General features: G+C 43.1%; 20 protein-coding genes. 10 read left to right on the top strand and 10 right to left on the bottom strand.

Annotated elements, in window-relative coordinates; genetic code table 11:
* The first annotated feature begins 283 nt into the window (after positions 1 to 283).
* The 3 genes from HFA01_RS05415 (at position 284) to HFA01_RS05405 (ending at position 3153) form a co-directional block, all read left to right on the top strand.
* Positions 284 to 1630 (top strand): aspartate aminotransferase family protein, encoded by a 1347-nt coding sequence (locus HFA01_RS05415; protein WP_146813993.1) that lies wholly within the window; start codon positions 284 to 286, stop codon positions 1628 to 1630.
* 15 nt (positions 1631 to 1645) lie between these two features.
* Entirely contained in the window at positions 1646 to 2779 is a 1134-nt protein-coding gene (gene ald, locus HFA01_RS05410; RefSeq protein WP_146813990.1) for an alanine dehydrogenase, read from the top strand.
* A gap of 119 nt (positions 2780 to 2898) precedes the next feature.
* Positions 2899 to 3153 (top strand): phage holin family protein, encoded by a 255-nt coding sequence (locus HFA01_RS05405; RefSeq protein WP_146813988.1) that lies wholly within the window; start codon positions 2899 to 2901, stop codon positions 3151 to 3153.
* A 27-nt stretch (positions 3154 to 3180) separates the two neighbouring features.
* Here HFA01_RS05405 and HFA01_RS05400 read toward each other — a convergent pair whose 3' ends face one another.
* From HFA01_RS05400 to HFA01_RS05390, 3 genes are all read right to left on the bottom strand, one after another.
* The gene (locus HFA01_RS05400; protein WP_146813986.1) at positions 3181 to 3993 is read right to left on the bottom strand and encodes an undecaprenyl-diphosphate phosphatase; all 813 of its coding nucleotides are present in this window, start codon (positions 3991 to 3993) and stop codon (positions 3181 to 3183) included.
* The gene (locus tag HFA01_RS05395) at positions 3984 to 4601 is read right to left on the bottom strand and encodes a DedA family protein (protein WP_146813983.1); all 618 of its coding nucleotides are present in this window, start codon (positions 4599 to 4601) and stop codon (positions 3984 to 3986) included. Before HFA01_RS05395 ends, HFA01_RS05400 begins: the two co-directional genes overlap by 10 nt.
* 65 nt (positions 4602 to 4666) lie before the next feature.
* The gene (locus HFA01_RS05390; RefSeq protein ID WP_146813981.1) at positions 4667 to 4849 is read right to left on the bottom strand and encodes a hypothetical protein; all 183 of its coding nucleotides are present in this window, start codon (positions 4847 to 4849) and stop codon (positions 4667 to 4669) included.
* 260 nt (positions 4850 to 5109) lie between these two features.
* Here HFA01_RS05390 and ccmA point away from each other — a divergent pair, with 260 nt between their 5' ends.
* Genes ccmA through HFA01_RS05375 form a run of 3 tightly spaced genes read left to right on the top strand, consistent with a single transcriptional unit; the run spans position 5110 to position 7521 of the window.
* Complete coding sequence (gene ccmA, locus HFA01_RS05385) at positions 5110 to 5823, top strand: heme ABC exporter ATP-binding protein CcmA (RefSeq protein ID WP_146814024.1); 714 nt, start codon at positions 5110 to 5112, stop codon at positions 5821 to 5823.
* Positions 5820 to 6830, top strand: coding sequence for an ABC transporter permease (locus HFA01_RS05380; protein WP_146813979.1), 1011 nt, complete (start codon positions 5820 to 5822; stop codon positions 6828 to 6830). The genes ccmA and HFA01_RS05380 overlap by 4 nt, the downstream gene beginning before the upstream one ends.
* A gap of 31 nt (positions 6831 to 6861) precedes the next feature.
* Positions 6862 to 7521: a TetR/AcrR family transcriptional regulator gene (locus tag HFA01_RS05375; RefSeq protein WP_146813977.1), complete on the top strand. Its 660-nt coding sequence runs from the start codon at positions 6862 to 6864 to the stop codon at positions 7519 to 7521.
* Between the two features lie 121 nt (positions 7522 to 7642).
* Here HFA01_RS05375 and HFA01_RS05370 read toward each other — a convergent pair whose 3' ends face one another.
* Complete coding sequence (locus HFA01_RS05370; RefSeq protein WP_167506171.1) at positions 7643 to 8071, bottom strand: excalibur calcium-binding domain-containing protein; 429 nt, start codon at positions 8069 to 8071, stop codon at positions 7643 to 7645.
* A 320-nt stretch (positions 8072 to 8391) separates the two neighbouring features.
* Complete coding sequence (gene rlmN / locus HFA01_RS05365) at positions 8392 to 9477, bottom strand: dual-specificity RNA methyltransferase RlmN (protein WP_146813973.1); 1086 nt, start codon at positions 9475 to 9477, stop codon at positions 8392 to 8394.
* 360 nt (positions 9478 to 9837) lie between these two features.
* Between rlmN and HFA01_RS05360 the strand changes: the two genes are divergently transcribed.
* Complete coding sequence (locus tag HFA01_RS05360) at positions 9838 to 10317, top strand: site-2 protease family protein (protein ID WP_146813971.1); 480 nt, start codon at positions 9838 to 9840, stop codon at positions 10315 to 10317.
* A 46-nt stretch (positions 10318 to 10363) separates the two neighbouring features.
* On the opposite strand, the gene HFA01_RS05355 is transcribed toward HFA01_RS05360, so the two are convergent.
* Complete coding sequence (locus HFA01_RS05355) at positions 10364 to 10690, bottom strand: nucleoside triphosphate pyrophosphohydrolase (protein WP_146813969.1); 327 nt, start codon at positions 10688 to 10690, stop codon at positions 10364 to 10366.
* Between the two features lie 158 nt (positions 10691 to 10848).
* A complete protein-coding gene (locus HFA01_RS05350) occupies positions 10849 to 12528 on the bottom strand; it encodes a serine hydrolase domain-containing protein (protein WP_174787803.1) in 1680 nt (559 codons plus the stop codon).
* A gap of 492 nt (positions 12529 to 13020) precedes the next feature.
* Here HFA01_RS05350 and HFA01_RS05345 point away from each other — a divergent pair, with 492 nt between their 5' ends.
* Positions 13021 to 13929, top strand: a complete 909-nt coding sequence (locus HFA01_RS05345) for an EamA family transporter (RefSeq protein WP_146813967.1) — start codon at positions 13021 to 13023, stop codon at positions 13927 to 13929.
* Between the two features lie 17 nt (positions 13930 to 13946).
* Here HFA01_RS05345 and HFA01_RS05340 read toward each other — a convergent pair whose 3' ends face one another.
* The 3 genes from HFA01_RS05340 to HFA01_RS05330 form a co-directional block, all read right to left on the bottom strand.
* Complete coding sequence (locus HFA01_RS05340; protein WP_146813965.1) at positions 13947 to 15917, bottom strand: TRAP transporter permease; 1971 nt, start codon at positions 15915 to 15917, stop codon at positions 13947 to 13949.
* A 61-nt stretch (positions 15918 to 15978) separates the two neighbouring features.
* On the bottom strand, positions 15979 to 16992 hold the full coding sequence (locus tag HFA01_RS05335; protein ID WP_146813963.1) for a TAXI family TRAP transporter solute-binding subunit: 1014 nt from the start codon (positions 16990 to 16992) through the stop codon (positions 15979 to 15981).
* Between the two features lie 243 nt (positions 16993 to 17235).
* Complete coding sequence (locus HFA01_RS05330) at positions 17236 to 18093, bottom strand: thermonuclease family protein (protein WP_146813961.1); 858 nt, start codon at positions 18091 to 18093, stop codon at positions 17236 to 17238.
* Between the two features lie 270 nt (positions 18094 to 18363).
* On the opposite strand from HFA01_RS05330, the gene HFA01_RS05325 reads away from it, so the two are divergent.
* Positions 18364 to 18603 (top strand): ferredoxin family protein, encoded by a 240-nt coding sequence (locus HFA01_RS05325; RefSeq protein WP_146813959.1) that lies wholly within the window; start codon positions 18364 to 18366, stop codon positions 18601 to 18603.
* A gap of 240 nt (positions 18604 to 18843) precedes the next feature.
* The gene (locus HFA01_RS05320; protein WP_146813957.1) at positions 18844 to 19080 is read left to right on the top strand and encodes a hypothetical protein; all 237 of its coding nucleotides are present in this window, start codon (positions 18844 to 18846) and stop codon (positions 19078 to 19080) included.
* Positions 19081 to 19561 lie beyond the last annotated feature (481 nt).

Raw genomic sequence — 19561 nt, 5'->3', positions numbered from 1 at the left:
AGATAGGCGAGATCCCGCTGGGCGTTAGCCCGAGGAAGCTCGCCACTCCCCCACAGGAAAGCGAGTAGCTTCCCAGCCACCCTTGACGCCCAACAAGGCAACGAACCCTGGAAACATCTCGGAACTGAGTCTTCCACAATCCTGCCAGATTGTTCAATAAGTGCTCTTGTCATTATGTGAAAGTGGGGAGATGACGGTTTGACACAATGTCTAATGAAAGCGCAACTAAAATGTTAGATAATTAAGATAATTCTAATGAAAGACCATTAAGGAGGAATCTCCGTTGACTAAAGCTGATGTAAAGAGTGAATTGCTTTCAAAAGACGAGAAGTATGTATGGCACTCCATGAAACCCTATAACCCTGATTCAACAATGGTAGCCAAAAGTGCGAAAGGTTCCTGGATCACCGATATAGATGGCAATCGATACTTGGATGCGATGTCAGGCTTATGGTGTGTGAACGTTGGTTATGGGCGGGAGGAGCTTGCGAAAGCAGCTTATGAACAAATTAAGGATCTTTCTTATATGCCGCTTACACAAAGTCATGAAGCAGCCATTCAATTAGGAGAAAAAATCAACCAGCTTCTTGGGGATGATTATGTTGTTTTTTTCTCAAATAGTGGATCGGAAGCGAATGAGGCTGCGTTTAAAATGGTTCGCCAATATCATCAGCAAAAAGGGGACCATTATCGAACGAAGTTCATTTCAAGGTACAGAGCTTATCATGGGAATTCCACAAGCGCGTTAGCTGCCACGGGCCAAGCACAGCGAAAGTATAAGTATGAACCTCTCGGCCCTGGTTTTTTGCATGTCGCTCCACCTGATGAGTATCGGAATGAACATAGTGAAAAAGACCGTTTTGGAGCAAAGGAAATTGATGATGTAATGACTTGGGAATATAGCGAGTCCATTGCCGGGGTAATCATGGAGCCAATCATTACTGGTGGTGGAGTGATCGTACCTCCTGAGCAGTATATGAAAGAAGTTCAAGCCATTTGTAAGAAACATGGAGCCCTCATGATCGTGGATGAGGTGATTTGTGGATTCGGACGCACGGGTAAGCCGTTCGGTTTTATGAACTATGGAGTGAAACCGGATATTATTACGATGGCGAAAGGGATTACGAGTGCGTATCTTCCTCTATCAGCAACGGCCGTAAAGCGGGAAGTGTATGAAGCCTTTTGTGGAGATGATACGTATGACTTCTTCCGTCATATTAATACCTTCGGAGGCCATCCAGCAGCTTGTGCGGTTGCACTCAAGAATATAGAAATTATGGAAAGAGAAAACTTGTTTGAGCGTTCACATGATTTAGGAGAGGCAGCAAAAAATGATTTGAACACACGTCTTCAAACCCATAACCATGTGGGAAATGTGCGAGGGAAGGGCTTGCTCATTGGTATTGAAATGGTGGAAAGCAAGGAAACGAAGGAACCACTGGCTGTGGATAAAGTGAACCAAATCATCAGCTATTGCAAAAACAAAGGAATATTGATCGGCAAAAATGGGATGACAGTGGCTGGATTCAATAATGTCATTACATTATCCCCTCCTTTGTCTATTGATGAAGAGGATTTGACTTTCCTGCTGGATACTGTGGTAGAGGCGATTGAGTCGATAAGTTCTTGATGGGAGGTTCCTTGAATGCGGATAGGGATACCGAAAGAGATTAAAAACAGTGAAAACCGCGTAGCCATCACTCCTGCGGGTGCGGTGAATCTAATCAATGAAGGACATGAAGTTTACTTAGAGTCAAAAGCTGGGGATCGCTCTGGTTTTTCTGATCAGCAATATGAAGAAGTTGGAGTGAAGATTGTAGGGACGGCTGCAGAAGCTTGGGCACAGCAGATGGTCTTGAAGGTCAAGGAGCCGCTTGCTGAAGAGTATCGTTACTTTTATGAAGGTTTAATTTTATTTACGTACCTTCATCTTGCAGCAGATGAAGAATTGACAAAAGCTTTGGCAGAGAAAAAAGTAGTCGCCATTGCTTATGAAACGGTTCAGGCTGAAAATGGGTCTCTGCCCCTGCTTACACCAATGAGTGAAGTGGCTGGAAGAATGGCAACACAAAAAGGTGCGCAATATTTAGAGCGCACCCATGGTGGTAAAGGCATTCTTCTTGGCGGAGTTCCAGGAGTGAAGCGCGGGAAGGTGACGATTATCGGCGGGGGTGTCGTAGGGACAAACGCTGCAAAGATCGCCATAGGTCTGGGTGCGGACGTAACCATGATTGACCTTAGTCCAGATCGGCTCAGGCAGCTGGATGATCTATTCGGCTCATCCATCAATACCCTGATGTCTAATCCATTGAATTTGAGCGAGGCTGTTAAAGAATCTGATCTGGTCATAGGCGCCGTTTTGATTCCAGGAGCCAAAGCGCCTAAACTTGTAACAGAAGATATGGTGAAGTCGATGACTCGGGGGAGTGTCATCGTGGATGTTGCTGTCGATCAGGGTGGCATCGTCGAAACGGTCGACCATGTCACGACCCATGACGATCCGACTTATGTAAAACATGGAGTTGTCCATTATGCGGTTGGCAATATGCCGGGAGCCGTTCCACAGACATCCACGCTTGCGCTCACAAATGTCACCGTTCCTTATGCGATTCAGATTGCAAACAAAGGTTTTCAAAAGGCATGTATCGAAAATTCTGCTTTACTAAAAGGTGTAAATGTCGTAAATGGCAGTGTGACTTACCGTGAAGTGGCAGAAGCGCATGGCCTGGACTACATGGAAGTCGAGAAAGCCCTAGGGCCGAAATCGTTCGTTTCATAAAAAATAACGTCTTGTCCCATGGGAGGGGCGGGGCGTTATTTTTTGCAGAAAGTACTTCTAGTCTCGCATCATGAATAATATAGAATAAGCTCTTATTCTATATTAGAGGAGATCAATCCATGGACTTCATGACGGACTTCACCCCATATGCGGGACTTGCTGTATTGTTGTATGCGATGAGGCAGACTAAGCGTGTGCCAAACCGATACATCCCTATCATCGCTGTCGTCTTAGGAGTTGTTTTTTCCTATTGGCAGCAAGGCATCTCTCCTTCAGCAACGGTGGAAGGGTTGAAGTATGCTCTGCTTGGGATCGGTACGGTTGCAGGAGTTAAGTATTTTTTAGAGAAAAAAGAAGATGGAAAAAAAGACTGAGCATTTATTGCTCAGTCTTTTTTTAACTTAGAAATATAGAAAGCAGATGACTACGATTAATAGGAAACGGTAGATTGCGAATGGAATTAATTTCACATGATTGATCAGTTTCAGAAAGAAACGAATCGACAAAAGAGCGAAAAGAAAAGCACTCAGGAAGCCGGCGGCAAAGTAAGGGACAGCCGTCCATTGGAAGTAGGTCAGGTTATTTACAATGGATAGGACACTAGCACCCAGCATGATGGGGACAGCCATGATGAAAGTGAAATCTGCTGCAGCTCTGTGGCTCAGCCCCATGAACACACCTGCTGATATCGTAGCACCAGAACGTGAAAAGCCAGGCCACAGTGATAGACATTGAAAGATTCCTATTGTGAAAGCTTGGGTGTGGCTGATTTGATCGACCGTTTCTTTCCATTCTTTCGGTTGGTGCAGATCAGCAGCAATCATGAACACAGCTCCAGCTCCCAATCCAATTAAAACCGTCTCGAGAGTAAACAAATATTCATCAATGTACCCTTCAAAAAGGAAACCTAAAATAGCTGCGGGGAGGAGGCCTATGATGATATGGGACCATTTTAAACGGGCGCCTTTACGTTTCTGTGAGGATATCAATAGTTCCCTGAATCGCTTCCGAAAAATGACTACGACGGCAAGAATAGATCCCAACTGAATAAACACTTTAAAGGTATTCGCCACATAGTCTCCTAAAAACAAGTCCGTTTTCAGCCACATTTCATCTACCAGAATCATGTGCCCGGTTGAAGAAACGGGCGCAAACTCTGTCAAACCTTCAAACATGCCAAGGATCACGACTTTAATAAATTCCATTATCTCCATAAGCGAATACCTTTCCCTTTACGCATCCACCAGATGGTAAGGAAAGCAACAACGACGATGATGACATACGTCCATAAGGAGTACACCTTCATATAATGCACAATATCGCGCCAGGAATCTCCGAGAATGGCACCTGTGTAGATCAGGGCTGTATTCCAAATCAAACTTCCCGAAAAGGTAAGGAAAAGAAAAGGAACAATGGAGAAACGGGCCATTCCTGCAGGTATGGAAATGAAACTTCTGACAAGTGGAAGCATACGGCAAAAAAAGATGGCCCAATATCCATAAGTTTCAAACCAGTGGAAAGCTTTGTTCACATCTGCTTTCGTAAGGCGCACATATTTTCCGTGACGTTCCACCCACTCTTCCAGTTTGTCTCTGCTGATGGACATCCCGATTCCATAAAGTAGAAGAGACCCTGTCAGAGAACCCGTAGTCGCATAAATGATGACACTTGTTATCGTTAAATCCGTCCGTACCGTCATAAACCCACTAAGCGGCAAAATAACTTCAGATGGAATAGGGGGGAAGAGATTTTCAATCGCCATCAATGCATAAACCCCTAGATACCCGAACTGTTCCATCATCCAAATGATCCAATCTTCCATGAACTTCTCCTCCAAAAGATGATCGATGTATTGTATCGAACAAGCTTCCAAAATAGAACCTGGAATCAGTTTGTGAATATGTCTTTAAGCGTATCGGTATTCAACATACTCCAACTGAATTCAATGGAATAGGTGCTCCAGTCCGCACCTGTCAGCCATCCTGCCAAAAAAATGACTCCAAAAAACAAAGTGAGTATTATTCCTGAAAACAGATAGTAAAGGGAAATGCGATCTTGATGGTTTTTCAACGTTTTACCCCTTTCATATTTACGAACAGACATTCCCTTAGTGGTTGAGAATATTATAGCAGTTGAAAATGCGGATGGATATCTAATATTAAATATTGATTGAACAGAATAAACCGTTTTTTTGAAATAAGTGGCCATCCTTCGAAACGCGCTTTAAGGAGCAATGAAGCGAAAGGATTATTTCTCTCTTTACATGTGCAGGAAGCGATGTATAATTAAAGTGAGTAATCACTCACTTAGGAGGGGTTGAATTGAGTACGATGGTTGAAATGAAAAGCGTTATACAACGGTACGGTAAAAATATGATTATTGACCAGGTGAATCTTTCCATTCAAAAAGGTGAGATTTTTGGATTGTTGGGCCCTTCAGGAGCAGGAAAAACCACCCTTGTAAAGTTGATGGCAGGAATCCTACAGCCTTCAGAAGGAACCATTTCCCTTCATGGGTCCGATTTGCAGCATCTTTCGCAGATGAAGAACTTTGGGTTCATGGCCCAGTCAGATGCTCTTTATCAAGAACTGACGGCATGGGAAAACCTGGATTTCTTCGCCTCCATTTATCACCTATCAAGAAAGAAGAGAAGGGAAAGAATCAGGGAAGTACTTGAAATGGTTGACTTATCCTCTTCTAAAGATCAGCCCGTCGAAACATTTTCTGGAGGGATGAAAAGGCGTTTGTCTCTAGCTGCAGCTCTCGTCCATGAACCGGAAATGATTATTCTTGATGAACCTACGGTTGGTATCGATCCTGTCTTACGGCAGTCGATTTGGAATGAACTGAATGATTTGAAGCATAAGGGGGTTACGATCATTGTTACCACCCACGTCATGGACGAGGCGGAGAAGTGCGATCGTCTGGCTCTGCTCAGAAATGGAAAAATGATCGCTATGGATACTCCGGAAAGGTTGAAGGAAAAAGTGAATGTGTCGTCTATGGAAGACGTGTTTTTGCATTACGGAGGTGAAACAAAATGAATACCTTCCATGTCATGAAAAGAATTCTTCTCCAATTTAAACGGGATAAAAGAAGTGTAGCCCTGATGGTGGTGGCGCCACTCCTCGTCTTGTCACTCATGTGGATGGTACTGGATCATGACGAATCCAACCTGGAATTAGGAGCCGTCAACGTTCCAGAATCGATGCTTGAAAAATTGTCGTCTGATACCCTTGTTGTTGAAACAATGTCTTCCACTAAAGCAGAAGAAAAGCTGGAGGAGGGGACGTTGGATGCTGTGATATATTTTAAAAATCAGGAAATATCCCTGCTTCTAGAGGGAAGTGATCCAAACGCTGCTGGGGCCATCCAAAAAGAATTGCAATCCTTGCGGGCGAATCAGCAGAATACAGTGGATGTGGAGTTTTACCATGGTTCAGAGGATCTCGGCTTATTTGACTACGTGGGGCCAGTCCTCATCGGTTTTTTCGTCTTTTTCTTCGTATTTATTGTAGGCGGGATTTCTTTTTTAAGAGAACGTACACAGGGGACGTTGGAACGATTGTTGGCTACCCCTATCAAACGATTTGAAATCGTGTTTGGCTATCTCGCAGGATTTGGACTGTTCACAATCCTCCAATCAGTCGTGATTGCCTCCTTTTCCATCTACATCCTGGGGGTGTTCATGGAAGGGAATTTCTTTTATGTACTCATGGTTACTATATTACTTGCTCTAGCGGCTTTGAGCCTTGGTACACTGGTATCCGCATTTGCTAAGAATGAATTTCAGATGATTCAATTCATTCCTTTGATCATTGTTCCCCAGGTGTTCTTCTCCGGTTTATTCCCGACAGAGGGGCTTGGAACATGGGTACAGGTCATAGGTCAGATGATGCCTTTAACATATGGGGCAGAAGCTATGAGAGGGATTATGCTGCGCCAAGCCTCTTTCGCGGATATCCAACTGGAAATTTATATTCTACTCGGGTTTACAGCGTTGTTCACGACATTGAATATATTCGCATTGAAGAAGCATCGACGTTTATAATGGGAGAATGGACTTCGAGGAGGATGGAAGAATGACTGACTTTAAGAAAATGGTGGAAACATTAGAACAGACGACAGAGAAAGATCGAAAGTTAACACCGAAACAGGAACAAATTTTAAAAGCTGCCGTAGAGATTTTTGCGGAAAAGGGGTACGCTTCTTCTTCCACCAGTGAAATTGCAGCAAAAGCGAATGTGGCCGAAGGGACGATTTTTCGTCATTATAAAACGAAGAAAGAGCTCTTGATCTCCATCGTGACCCCATTTATGACGAAGTTCACTTTGCCTTTCTTTGCTTCTCATTTCGCCAATAAAGTTTTTGAAGAACCTCCGGAGGAGTTGGAAAGTTTATTGCGGACCCTTTTGAAGAATCGCTTTGAATTTGCCAAAGAGAACGCTCCTCTTTTACGCATTGTCATCCAGGAAATGGCTTTTCACCCTGAACTTCAGGAAAAGTTTCAGGAAGTATTCCTTAAAGAAATCTTCCCCAAATTCGAGGAAGCATTGAATCAATTGAAAGATAAAGGAAAACTTGTAGAAATACCGAATGCCTCCATCATACGTATGATTATCTCTGCCGTAGTCGGGTTTCTAGTCACCCGTTTTATTATTGCACCCGATTTAAACTGGGATGACGATAAGGAAATCGACGATACGATTGACTTCATTATGCATGGATTAGCACAGAAATAATGACAGGTCTATCCTAGAAATGGATAGACCTGTTTTGTTCTAAATCATAGGTTAGAAGATCAAGATCAAAAAAATAAGCGAACCATGAAGGTCCGCTAAAGAGGGGGATGGGGATGGGTATTTAATTTTCCCTACGTACAAACAACAGTCCGCCACTCAATAAAAACAGCCCCATCCCGAGTAACGCATATGTAGCATACGGCGTTGCGGTTTCTGGAAGCTCTCCACCTTCTTCGTCCGATGATTCTTCTGTTGTTTCACTTTCTTCAGAATCATCCATCGATTCTTCTTCTTCTGCTTCTGAATCACCTGATCCATCATCTGAAGAGCTGCCACCTAAGCTTTCGCATGGTACGCCATCTTTGTCACGGTCTAAACCATCAGGATCATTGTTTTCATCATATCCATTTTCTTTCCAATACTGCTCAGCTTCTGCTGTAGAATCAAAGTCACTGCAATCTTTGTCTCCGTCATGGTTGTCCGCACTTACAACTCCTGCGCTGCCAAAAGTTAAAGTGAAAACGAAAAGAAATGCTAAAAATTTTCTCATCCTGGAAAAACTCCTTTTTGATAGATTCCCATCACCCCTTGGATATTTTTGTATATTCATATATTACCTATATTCTTACAAATAAAACCATTTATTTCAGTTTTGTATGAAACAATTATGGGAGAGCATAAAATGCCAGGACGGCGATGTTCCTAAAGATTATGATGGGTATATTCATTACAATCCAAAACCAGGGGAGGGAGGTAGAGAATGTACAGCAGTGAGTAAGAGGGCAGGACTTAAACGTTGAAGAGATGACCGGCTATATAGAAGAAAATTATAAGGGTTAAAAAAAGCATGAGGCCGGAGCCTCATGCTTTTTAGTTGGTTTGCATCTTTTTCTTTTTGCGTGCTTTTTCTTTTTCAATCTGCTTACTGCGCAACTGTCCGCAGGCGGCATCGATGTCGGTACCGTGTTCTGTACGCACTCCGCACTTAATTCCTCGGTCCATCAACGTTTGGTAGAACGTAAGAATCGCTTCTTTTTCACTTCGCTCATAAGGGTGGTCAGCGACCGGGTTGTACGGGATCAAGTTGACGTAGGATAAGTGTCGTTTATCCTTCAACAATTCCGCAAGTTCTTCTGCTTCCTTCTTATGGTCATTGACGTCTTTGAGTAAAATGTACTCAAAGGTAATCCGACGGTTCGTCTTTTCCAGATAGTAATCAATGGCCGGCATCAGTTTTTCTAGTGGATAAGCACGGTTGATTTTCATGATTTGAGTACGCAGTTCGTTGTTTGGTGCATGAATAGAAAGAGCCAGGTTGATCTGGATGCCTTCATCAGCGAACTCATACATTTTCGGTGCAATTCCACTTGTGGATACGGTGATGTGACGCGCTCCAATGGACAGCCCTTTTTGATCGTTGACAACTTTCAAGAAGTCGATCAAGTTGTCGTAGTTATCGAAGGGTTCACCAATTCCCATGACCACGATGTGGCTGACACGCTCATCGTTGCCTTGTTTGTCCAGGTGTTGTTGGACTTGCATAATCTGCTCAACAATTTCGCCGCTGGATAGGTCTCGGCTCTTGCGCAGAATTCCACTGGCACAGAAGGAACAGCCAATGTTACAGCCGACCTGTGTTGTGACACACACGGATAAGCCATAATTAAAACGCATTAAAACTGTCTCTATGACGTTCCCATCATCCAATTTAAATAGAAACTTGACGGTTCCATCTTTTGATTCTTGTTTTATTTCTTCAGAAAGTGTCTCAATCGTAAAATGTTCATCGAGAACGTCGATGCACGATTGATTCACGTTTTTCATTTGTGAAAAGTCTGTTACGCGCTTCTGGTAGAGCCAGTCCCATACTTGCTTGGAGCGGAACTTTTTCTCACCATGATCTATAAGCCAATCAGTCAGTTGGTCAAACGTCAATCCGTAAATGGATCGTTTCATAAATACGCTCCTCTTTAAAAAAAATCGCTATTCCTATCATACTCGAAATCGAAGGCTAAAACAACAGGATGAGGAATGTTGAAATTTTACAAACATTTGCAGGTGAACTTCTAATGGAGGCCACTGAAATGGAGAAATGGAAAGCATGAGAGTCAAAATTTTCGAATGGTAGAAACGATAGATAGTATGCGGATGTTTGGACTTGGGACGGGGGTCTTTCATGAGAAACAAGACCATCCTACGTCAATGGTCACCATACTGAGGCTATGGAAGCAGTTTTCTGCATTTACGTTATCTTTTTACAGAAAAGGGAAGGTGTCTTTTCAGAACTTCTATTCACACCATTACGGAGGAATGCCTATGTTTACATTGAATGACATCCCGATGTTTATAATAAATTTTTTTCTCATTCTGCCTCTCGTCACGCTCGTTCATGAAACGGGTCATGTCGTTGTCGCCCGTATATTCGGAGGGAGAATACGTTATTGTATAGGGACAGGAAAACTGCTGTTTCATGTGGGGCCTTTGGAAGTGAGGCGTATGTATTTTATGGAGGGCTGGTGTCAATACGAAAAACTTACCTACAATAAGACATGGGCACATGTGTCGATCTATCTTGCGGGAAGTCTTTTTAATTTAGCGGTCATCATGATGTTAAATGTATTAATCATACAGGAGGTCCTTCCTGTGGATTTATTCTTCTACCAGTATTCTTATTTTTCTGTGTACTTTATCTTCTTTTCTCTATTTCCTTATCGAAATGAGGAAGGCAAACCGAGTGACGGTATGGCGATTTATGATGTCATTCGTTATGGCAAGGCCAAAGATCCGATCGATTAATAGGAAAAAAGGGGATAGCCACTCTGGCCATCCCCTTTTTTTGTGATTACTCGTCTTCAATGTCCAAAAGCATGGTGCGGGTATGAAAAGCTCCACGTTCTTTTCTGCGATGTTGACGAATATGCTCAAGTTCTTCAATTGTTGCTCCATGTGTATAAGATAAGGCGTGAATGACTTCCAAAAGGTCTGCGAGTTTCGTCAACGAATCTTTATTCTCAGCGGTGTTGAAATATTCTTCGACTTCATCTCTCAATTTGTGTTTCAATGAATCATCATACTCCTTGTGATCAAGGGTTCGAGTGCGGATATTTTTCCCCGAATCTCTTAATAAGTTAGGGATGTGATCTCGAACGAGCTTGTTGTGCTTTGTCAATGTTCCACTCTCCTTTCGGCTATATCCATCCTTAACCGTTTCCAGGAAAAAGAAAACTATGAAATACTTTAGAATGCTTGATCAAGGCGATGAAGATGGGAATGATCAAAAATAAAGTCCGGCAAGTGTCTCCACTTGTCGGACTAATCAGAAATTCGTTAGTAGGATCTCTTTTCCCATGAATCGCTTCTTACATCTACTGGCTTTCCATTTAGTTCTATATCATCGATGTACCATCCCCGGTTGTTCACACTTCCATCGGTTTCATAAGTGAAGCGGATATGAGTCGTGTCTGATGGGAGTGCGATCTTTTGTGAGACCCATCCGTTACTATCGCCTGTATATTGATCCAGTGTATTCCAGGTTTCTCCATCAGATGAAACTTCTAATGTTCCGAAGTCATAACCATTTTCGATTTCAAACCATGTGCGGAATGACAGGGTGGCCGATTCGTCAAGGGTTACCTCTGCCTCCAACTGGTTCTCCAAGTGATCCCCATACCCTGAGAACCATGGAGTCGCTTTTTTATCCATTTGGATTGGGATGGCATCCGCTACTTTACGGGCAAAGCCTCTGCGAGCCCCGTTTGTAGAAACCGTTTCCCTTGTTGGGTGGACACGGTTTGTTAATAAGATAGCGATCGTTTCATTTTCCGGATTTACTACGATGGATGTTCCTGTGTAACCCGTATGCCCATATGTTCGGGGGCTTGAGAGAGCATCCATATACCAACCTTGTTGAAGTTCCCATCCTAACCCGTGGTCATCACCTTCAAACTGAGGGATGCGGTTTTCTGTGAGCAGCTTGACGGTTTGAGGCTCAAGAATTTTTTGGTTCCCATATGTACCCTCATTGAGAAACATGTGCGCGAATTTTGCTAAATCGTTTGCTGTAGAGAAAACTCCCGCATGACCGGCTACTCCATCCAGTGACCAGGCGCTTTCATCGTGTACTTCTCCCCATACAAGACCGCGATTCGTCCAAGGTTGATCTTCCGTTGCAGCAATGCGTGGTTTCAATTCCTCTCCTGGATTATACATCGTATCTTCCATTTTTAATGGGTCGGTAATGTTTTTTTCTACAAATTTATCTAAGCGCATATTTGAGAGCCGTTCAACGAGAGCTCCTAATGTAATCATATTTAAGTCACTGTAAGTATAGGTGGAACCAGGTTCATTAGTAAGGGGATATTGTAAGACATGTTGTAAACGATCGGTTCTGTCACCTTCAACGGTGTAAAGAGGGATCCATGGCTTGAAACCTGAGGTATGAGTCAAAAGTTGCTCAATCGTTACGTTTTCCTTTCCATTCGCAGAAAATTCCGGGAGATGCTTCGCAACAGGGTCATCCAATTCGAAGGCGTCCTGTTCATACAGGATCATGGCGGCGGTTGTAGTGAAAATTTTGCTGATGGAAGCAAGGTCAAAGATGGTATCTTTCGTCATGGGGATTGGATCTTCAGATGGTGTAAACTCATCGTCTTCATACTTCACGGCATATCCGTAAGCATCCTCTTTAACAATATGCCCCCTTCTTGCGACAAGAGCAACAGCCCCTGGCATAACGTGATCTTCAATAGCAGAAGTTAAGAGAGGATCAATTGCTTGTAAAGGCTCTTCTCTCATACCCGCTCCTCGTACAGATCCAGGGTGCAGGATTGGTGAGGAAGGTCCAGGTTGATCCCATGAAAAGGGGTGGACAGTTCTTTGGTTTGTATGGACATTCGGTTTCACTCTTTTCTCAATACTTGGTCCAGGTGAGGCAAGGCTTGAATTTGGAATGAATAGAGTTGCTCCTAAAGCAGTTGTTAATAAAATGGATACGGTTTTCTTTTTCAATTCATGACCTCCTTTTTTCAGATAATTCAATCATAGAATTAAACAATCTAGTTGTCTATACCACTTTAGTAGTAATGGAAAAATTATACTATGGCGGAAAGGGTTATATTGGTATGGGATAAAGGAATCACTTGTCCGTTTTTAAATAATCAAGCAACCGTTGTTCCCTTTCGGTCGTTCTCTCGCTGTCAGGACTTTTAAATGAGGGAGGATAGGACAATTCACCCTAAATAACGGTACGAAGTTTCATCTTACTTTATTTGAGGTATTTATTTATAAATCAAAAAAGGAGGAATGAAAATGAAACTGATTCGCTCGGTAATCCATACGATCGTAGATATTCTCTTATTCATTCCACGTACTTTAGGAAGATTGATTAAGAGAATCGTATAATTCAAGACACATAGAAAGGGCCGCTCTTTTAAAGAGGGGCCTTTTTTTATGGAAAAGGGATTAAAGAAACATTTCGGATGGGAGAGAGGAGGATGGTGTATGAAGGGGAAAGGCATGACTCTCGTATTAATCGGGGCTGCAAGCTTTGGGTTTACACCAATTTTCGTGAAAACAGGCTTTTCATTAGGCTACACCCTCGGAGAATTGAACATTGTGCAAATGTTCATCGCCTTTGTCTGTTTATGGGGAATGAGCTCCTTCAAAAGGATATCCTTGAAAGGAACAAGCAAGGGTGATCTTTTCAAAATGATGCTGACGGGCACATCCGTCGGTTTGACTAGTATCTTCTATTATGGTGCGATGCAGTATTTACCAGCCTCGATTGCCATTATTCTACTTTTTCAATTCGTATGGATTGGAATGATTTACGAATGGATCTTTACGAAAGTTATTCCAACAAAAATCAATTTTCTTTCATTGGCTGTTACTCTCTTTGGAGTTGTATTGGCGTCGGGTGTGATTGGAGGAGGTTTTTTCAGCCTTCCATTGGCAGGGCTTTTGCTTGGCCTGCTTTCAGGGTTTTCTTATGCAGGTTTTGTCTTCTTCAGCGGACAGGTAGCAACGAGCATCGATCCCCTTGTACGAAGTGCTCTAATGGTGACCGGCTCGTTGATTCTTGTACTGGTTGTATTTGTTCAAGACCTCCCAACACTGCCTCTATTCGACATGCAGTTATGGAGCATTGGGGGCGGGGTGGCTTTAGTTGGAGCGGTCATTCCACCATTATTTTTTGCTCAGGGAGCCCCATTGATTTCTGGAAGACTAGCAAATGTCTTGAGTTCAATTGAACTACCTGTTGCCATCGTTTCATCTATGATCATCCTTGCAGAATCTGTTTCTTTGATTCAATGGTTGGGGGTGGTTTTGATCATAGCCGCTATATTCATTAATGAGCTAGGTGATTCATGGCTAAAAGGGAAAACATCAAGAAAAAACCAGGCCTTGTAAAAAGGCCTGGTTTTGATTCACACGACAGCTTCCTGTTTCTGAGAATCGTCTTTTTTGTTTTTTACATATTGGAAGACAGCAATGGCCCCGAAGACGCCTAACCCGATGAGAGAAATGACCAGATTCGGATAAACGAGCATGAGTCCACAAGCGACGAGGGCAATTCGTTCAACCCACGTGACTTTCGTGGCGAAATATCCAATCAGTGCAGAGCTGATGGCTGCCATACCTAATAAGGCCGTAATGACACTGATGGATAAGTTGAGTGCAGTGACGTCTCCCTGAAGCAATAAAAGCGGGTTGGTCACGAACACATACGGAATGATAAACGCAGCAATCGCAAGTTTTACAGCGGTCACTCCAGCTTTCATCGGATTTGCTCCTGCAATACCTGCCCCTGCATAAGCAGCGAGACAAACCGGAGGTGTGATATCTGCGACAATTCCAAAATAGAAGACAAACATGTGAACAGCAATAACGGGAACATCAAACGCTAACAAGGCTGGAGCCGCCATGGTAGCGGTTACGACATAGTTGGCTGTCGTTGGGAGCCCCATCCCTAAAATAATACAGGCAATCATAGTGAAGAACATGACAAGGAAGAACTGCCCTTGGGCAAGATCGATGATTCCTCCTGCAATTTTAGGTCCGAGACCGGTAGTGGTCACGGTTCCTGCAATGATTCCTGCAGTCGCACAGGCAGCAATAACGGGGAGGGCGACCCGGGCTCCTTCTTCAAGCAATTTAATGATTCCTTTTAAGGACATGCGTGTTTCTTTACGGAAAAAACTGATAACGAAAGCCGTCACGATTGCAAATAAAGCGGCATATGTCGGAGTACGTCCTGCAAGTAAGAATCCGATAATAATGACAAGCGGCAGGAACAAGTCTAGACGTTTGACCAGATTATTGGTTTTAGGTAGTTCTTCTTTTGAAAGCCCGCGGATGTTTTGTTTTCTTGCTTCGAAGTGTGTACCTAAGAATACACCTGAAAAATACAAAAGGGCGGGAATGATCGCAATGACGATAATTTCGTTATAAGGGATGCCTGTATAAGAGGCCATAATGAATGCTGCTGCACCCATAATAGGTGGCATGAGCTGCCCACCGGTTGAAGCAGAAGCTTCAGAGGCTGCCGCAAAGTGAGGTTTGAACCCTGCATTTTTCATCATCGGGATCGTGAATGATCCAGAGCCGACGGTATTGGCGACAGAACTTCCACTCACCATTCCCTGAAGCCCACTGGCAGCGACGGCCGCTTTGGCGGTTCCGCCTGTATATTTCCCTGTTAAGCGAAGGGCGAGATCATTGAAAAACTGTCCAATGTTCGTTTTGACAAGGATGACTCCGAAAAAAAGGAATAGAAAAATATAGGTGGATGATATTTGAATCGGAATACCGAAAATAGCACTGGAACTGAAAAACATCTTCGTTGCTAGTGTCGGCCAGTCATTTCCCGCGTGACCAATCACAGGAATGAAGTTCCCGAACATTCCATAAAGCAGGGCGAGAATAGCTATGATAACAATTGGAAGTCCGACGACCCGTCTTGTCGCTTCAAGTAACAAAAGGATGCCAGCGGTTGCGACAAATTGATCCATATAGGTGAAGCCGAATATAATGGCCTCGTTTATTAGACGGTCATAATTTTGTATGATATAAAAGTTCGCATAGAGAGCGATTGCAGCAAAAATCAGGTCATACCATGGGATGCCGCGTTTGCTCGTCAAGGAAGATTTGATTGGATAGAGGAGGTAGACTAAGCACAGAGCCGCGCCCAGGTGAATCGCACCCTGAATGAGTGAAACATAAGCGCCACGGTAGGCTGTATAAAGCTGAAAAATAGTCAGAGCGCTTCCAAGGATCAAAGTCACCCAACCCCAGGTTCCAAGGTTTGTGCGGAATGTGCTCTCTTTATCGTATTTTTTCATCATTTCTTGCTTGTCAACTTCCTTATTATCTTTTTTTGTCACGCCTTTTCCCTCCATTCATTTCTCAATCAGCGCTATAAAGAACCGGACAAAAACAATGTCCGGTTCCATTTGCTACCTATTCTAGAATTCCTGCTTCTTTAAAGTACTTCTCTGCTCCAGGGTGAAGAGGAAGATCTTGTGCACCTGTCAAAGCACTATCCTGAGTGACAAGCTTCGCTTGAGCGATCGACATATCGCCAGCATTTTCATAAAGTGTTTTTGTCATTTCATATGCTAAATCTTCACTGACCTGGCTTGTTGAACCGAGGAGAAGCGCCATTGCAGTAATGGTTTCAACAGGCTCTTCCTGCCATTCATACGTTCCTGGTTCGACCGTATAGGCTTCATACTGACTGTTGGCAACGACTTCTTCTAAAGCGTCCCCTTCAATGTTCAGGAATTTTACTTCTCCTGTAGCCGCGTCTAGTTCATCTGTTGTTGAGGATGGAACCCCTACAACTGCGAAGGATGCGTCGATTGTATTGTTTTGAAGTTTACTCTTCGCGTCACCAAATCCTTCTTCGAACGCTTCATAGTCGCCTTCTTCGATGCCATAAGCGGAAAGAACCATCTCAGCAGCTTCCCGAGTCGCTCCACCTGGAGGACCGACCGCTACTTTCTTACCTTTAAGATCTTCTATGGACTCAATCCCTGTAGAATCCAGTGTGACCACTTGAAGGGCCTCTGGGTAAAGGGAGCCGATGACGCCAACATTTCCGACATCTTTTCCTTCAAATTCACCCTTTCCTTCAACAGCATTGATCATTGTCGTGTTCTGGGCAATCCCCAACTGGAAATCTCCGGATTGAATTTTGGCGATGTTTTCAACAGAAGCTCCAGATTCGACAGAACTAACGTCAAATCCCTCAGCGTCAATATTGTCTGCGAAAAGGTTCGCCATTTCTCCTCCAAGTGGATAGTAAACGCCTCCGACGCTACCTGTACCCATTGTCAAGTTTGTCATTTCTTCGCCACCATCACTTCCGCCGTCTTCTCCTGCGGAACCGCTTGTCCCACTTTCACCACAAGCACTCAAGAATAGGCTTACTGTGAAGAGGAGAACGAACATCAACCATGAATACTTTTTCATTTGAAGACCCCCTATTATGAAATTGGATTGATTTAAAAGGATCAATTTCCTCCATTTAAATCAAAAAGTTCCTTATATTTACATGATTTTACCTTGTTTATGGATGAATTACAATAATATTGAAAAAATTAAGGCGATTAAAGAACGGAAGATATAAAAAGAAGAGGACCTCCTGGTAGGAGACCCTCTTCTACCGATCATCGATGTAAGAAACCTTCGCTAGGATCGGGTATTCATATTCACTTACAAACTTTCACAAACGAGACCATCCTGATCGTGTCCATCTAGTCTGTGGGGATCGTGGGCGGGCCCTCCTGCTGCTTCATAAAAGGCTTGTGCGGATTCTTGGGAAGAAAAATCACTACAGTCCCGGTCCGGTCCCTGAGGGTCAAAGGGAAGATTACCTTCATACGGAGAGGAGGCTGGCATTTCCTCCACTCTCGATGATTCGTCTTCGCGAAACCCCTCATCCGTAACATAACCTTCGATACTCCAGATTCCTTTCGCCTGTTGTTGGGCATGCTTTTCTGCATTCTTCAAAGCGGCTGAATGAACGTAGGGGGGGTCATACTCATAGGCGTAGCGGGCAAGCCCTTTTTCTAGTAATTGTTGATTGAAATTCTTACCATTTACCCAGACATAACCAAGAAGGCGGTCATAGTGATCACGCTTTGGACCGTCATATTCGAAACGCACTTCTTTCCCTGTCAACTTTTCTTTCGCAAAGTCACTGGCTTCAGGTCCAAAAGGCTGAACAGGCTTGTCGGGATGAACGGTCTCAGGAGTGTCGACGAGTAACAAACGGACGCGTTCTTCTCTGCCGTTGATCTTTATGTCGATGGTGTCTCCGTCCACAACGTTCATAACCGTAGCATCAACATCTCCTGGCTGATTTTCTTCATCAGATGCCATTGATTCCTTTTCTAGAGGTGCTTCCTCCTCTTTTTCTGAGAAAGCATTTGCTTCGGAACTTTGTGATTGTTCGGTTTGACTTTCAGGCTCTTCTTCTACAGGCTGCGTTTCGGTGCAACCGGTAAGTATTGAAATGGATAGAACCAGCAATACAATGAGACGATGAAAAGGTCGTATCCATGATGACATGGACATCCCTCCTTCCTTTTCTAACAATAAAAGTGAGACAGGATTGAAAAATAGAAAAACGCAGGAAATCCAAATCCTGCGTTTTCATCATAGTCTCAGCCTTTCAATTGCTATTTCAATTCTACTAGCCGCTGTTTCCGTTGGCAAACGGATAGGCATTCTCTCTAAACATCTGTCTAAGGTTTTTGATAGAATAAAAAGTAGAAAGATTGACAAAACCCCTTGCTTTTCGAGACACTAATAACAATAAGGAAATAGGGAGAGATACATATGGCATTTGTCATTACACAACCTTGCCAGGGCGAGCAAGCCGGGGAGTGCGTCGACGTTTGTCCTGTCGACTGCATTGAAAAAGGAGAAGACCAATACTACATCAACCCTGATTTATGTATAGACTGCGGTGCGTGTGTATCGGTGTGCCCGGTAGACGCAATTGTCGAAGAGTATGAGCTGATGCCTGAAGAAGAGCCGTATTTAGAAAAAGCGGAGAAGTTCTTCGGCAACATATAGAGAAAAAACGTCCATCTTATGGGCGTTTTTTTATTTGCCTGATCATATGTTGCGAATGGACGTAAAATGATGCAAGAAACGGGAGCTTATGTAAGTTAAGATCTTAACAAAATTTAATAAATTAAAGAACTTATTAGAAATTGGTGTTTTGCTGGTTTTTTAGAGGACCCTCTATGTAATTTTTTGTTGGAATCAGATAATTTAGATAACTTTGTGTGATTTAAAAGAGGAATAAAGGGTATGAGAGTAGAAAGAACTTATATAAATAATCTTTGTGCAGGAGTTGATTGGATGCTCATGTCAGTTTATCCACCCGAAGGATCATATCAAGAAAGATATTATTTAATTGATCAATTGAGGGATTTAGGTTACACAGAGGATGCCTTTGGAAAAAGGACAATTGAGATGACTTTGCCTGAGTTGCAGCAAATTTTCATCAACTTAGAGTATCAAAGAGAGTGTGCACTTGAAAATTAAAACGCGGAAATTCCGGACCAAAGAAGTCTTCGGAACTAAAAAGAAGCGGACGGCTATTATGTATAGGCGACTCGCTTCTTTATGCATGATTTAAACTAAGATCTTGGTGATCTAAAAAGTAATTTTAGGAAGGCCGGTGTGCGGCGATGAATTACGTGATGAAAACCGGCCCACAAAAAAGAGTATAGTCATTATATTGATATAATAAACATTTAATTACATAAAAAAACCAGAGCGGTTACGCTCTGGTATTGAAAGAGGGAGACATTCTACAGGTAGAGGTTGTAGAGAATATGTCTCGCCGTCTATTATAACCAAACCTATATTGAGAAAACAATTTCTCTATCGAATTCTTTCAATTGCAAAGATAACGAACAATGAACCAGAAGGTGGTGAGGACCTCTGGTTCTTTTTTATGCACACCCGATTAGCGGAAAGCCCTATATTGACGATCCGCTTTTGTGTGAACCACTTATAACGG

The organism is Halobacillus faecis, from assembly GCF_007991335.1.
Lineage (GTDB): Bacteria > Bacillota > Bacilli > Bacillales > Halobacillaceae > Halobacillus > Halobacillus faecis.
The sequence above is the reverse complement of the archived record's forward strand: the minus strand, read 5'-3'. Positions and strand labels throughout refer to the sequence as shown.

What these genes read in the sequence shown, in the direction of transcription:
- ald (WP_146813990.1), top strand. Translation starts at nt 1,646, where the DNA reads ATGCGGATAGGGATACCGAAAGAGATTAAAAACAGTGAAAACCGCGTA.
- HFA01_RS05405 (WP_146813988.1), top strand. Translation starts at nt 2,899, where the DNA reads ATGGACTTCATGACGGACTTCACCCCATATGCGGGACTTGCTGTATTG.
- HFA01_RS05400 (WP_146813986.1), bottom strand. Translation starts at nt 3,993, where the DNA reads ATGGAGATAATGGAATTTATTAAAGTCGTGATCCTTGGCATGTTTGAA.
- HFA01_RS05395 (WP_146813983.1), bottom strand. Translation starts at nt 4,601, where the DNA reads ATGGAAGATTGGATCATTTGGATGATGGAACAGTTCGGGTATCTAGGG.
- ccmA (WP_146814024.1), top strand. Translation starts at nt 5,110, where the DNA reads ATGGTTGAAATGAAAAGCGTTATACAACGGTACGGTAAAAATATGATT.
- HFA01_RS05380 (WP_146813979.1), top strand. Translation starts at nt 5,820, where the DNA reads ATGAATACCTTCCATGTCATGAAAAGAATTCTTCTCCAATTTAAACGG.
- HFA01_RS05375 (WP_146813977.1), top strand. Translation starts at nt 6,862, where the DNA reads ATGACTGACTTTAAGAAAATGGTGGAAACATTAGAACAGACGACAGAG.
- HFA01_RS05370 (WP_167506171.1), bottom strand. Translation starts at nt 8,071, where the DNA reads ATGAGAAAATTTTTAGCATTTCTTTTCGTTTTCACTTTAACTTTTGGC.
- rlmN (WP_146813973.1), bottom strand. Translation starts at nt 9,477, where the DNA reads ATGAAACGATCCATTTACGGATTGACGTTTGACCAACTGACTGATTGG.
- HFA01_RS05360 (WP_146813971.1), top strand. Translation starts at nt 9,838, where the DNA reads ATGTTTACATTGAATGACATCCCGATGTTTATAATAAATTTTTTTCTC.
- HFA01_RS05345 (WP_146813967.1), top strand. Translation starts at nt 13,021, where the DNA reads ATGAAGGGGAAAGGCATGACTCTCGTATTAATCGGGGCTGCAAGCTTT.
- HFA01_RS05340 (WP_146813965.1), bottom strand. Translation starts at nt 15,917, where the DNA reads ATGGAGGGAAAAGGCGTGACAAAAAAAGATAATAAGGAAGTTGACAAG.
- HFA01_RS05335 (WP_146813963.1), bottom strand. Translation starts at nt 16,992, where the DNA reads ATGAAAAAGTATTCATGGTTGATGTTCGTTCTCCTCTTCACAGTAAGC.
- HFA01_RS05330 (WP_146813961.1), bottom strand. Translation starts at nt 18,093, where the DNA reads ATGTCATCATGGATACGACCTTTTCATCGTCTCATTGTATTGCTGGTT.
- HFA01_RS05325 (WP_146813959.1), top strand. Translation starts at nt 18,364, where the DNA reads ATGGCATTTGTCATTACACAACCTTGCCAGGGCGAGCAAGCCGGGGAG.
- HFA01_RS05320 (WP_146813957.1), top strand. Translation starts at nt 18,844, where the DNA reads ATGAGAGTAGAAAGAACTTATATAAATAATCTTTGTGCAGGAGTTGAT.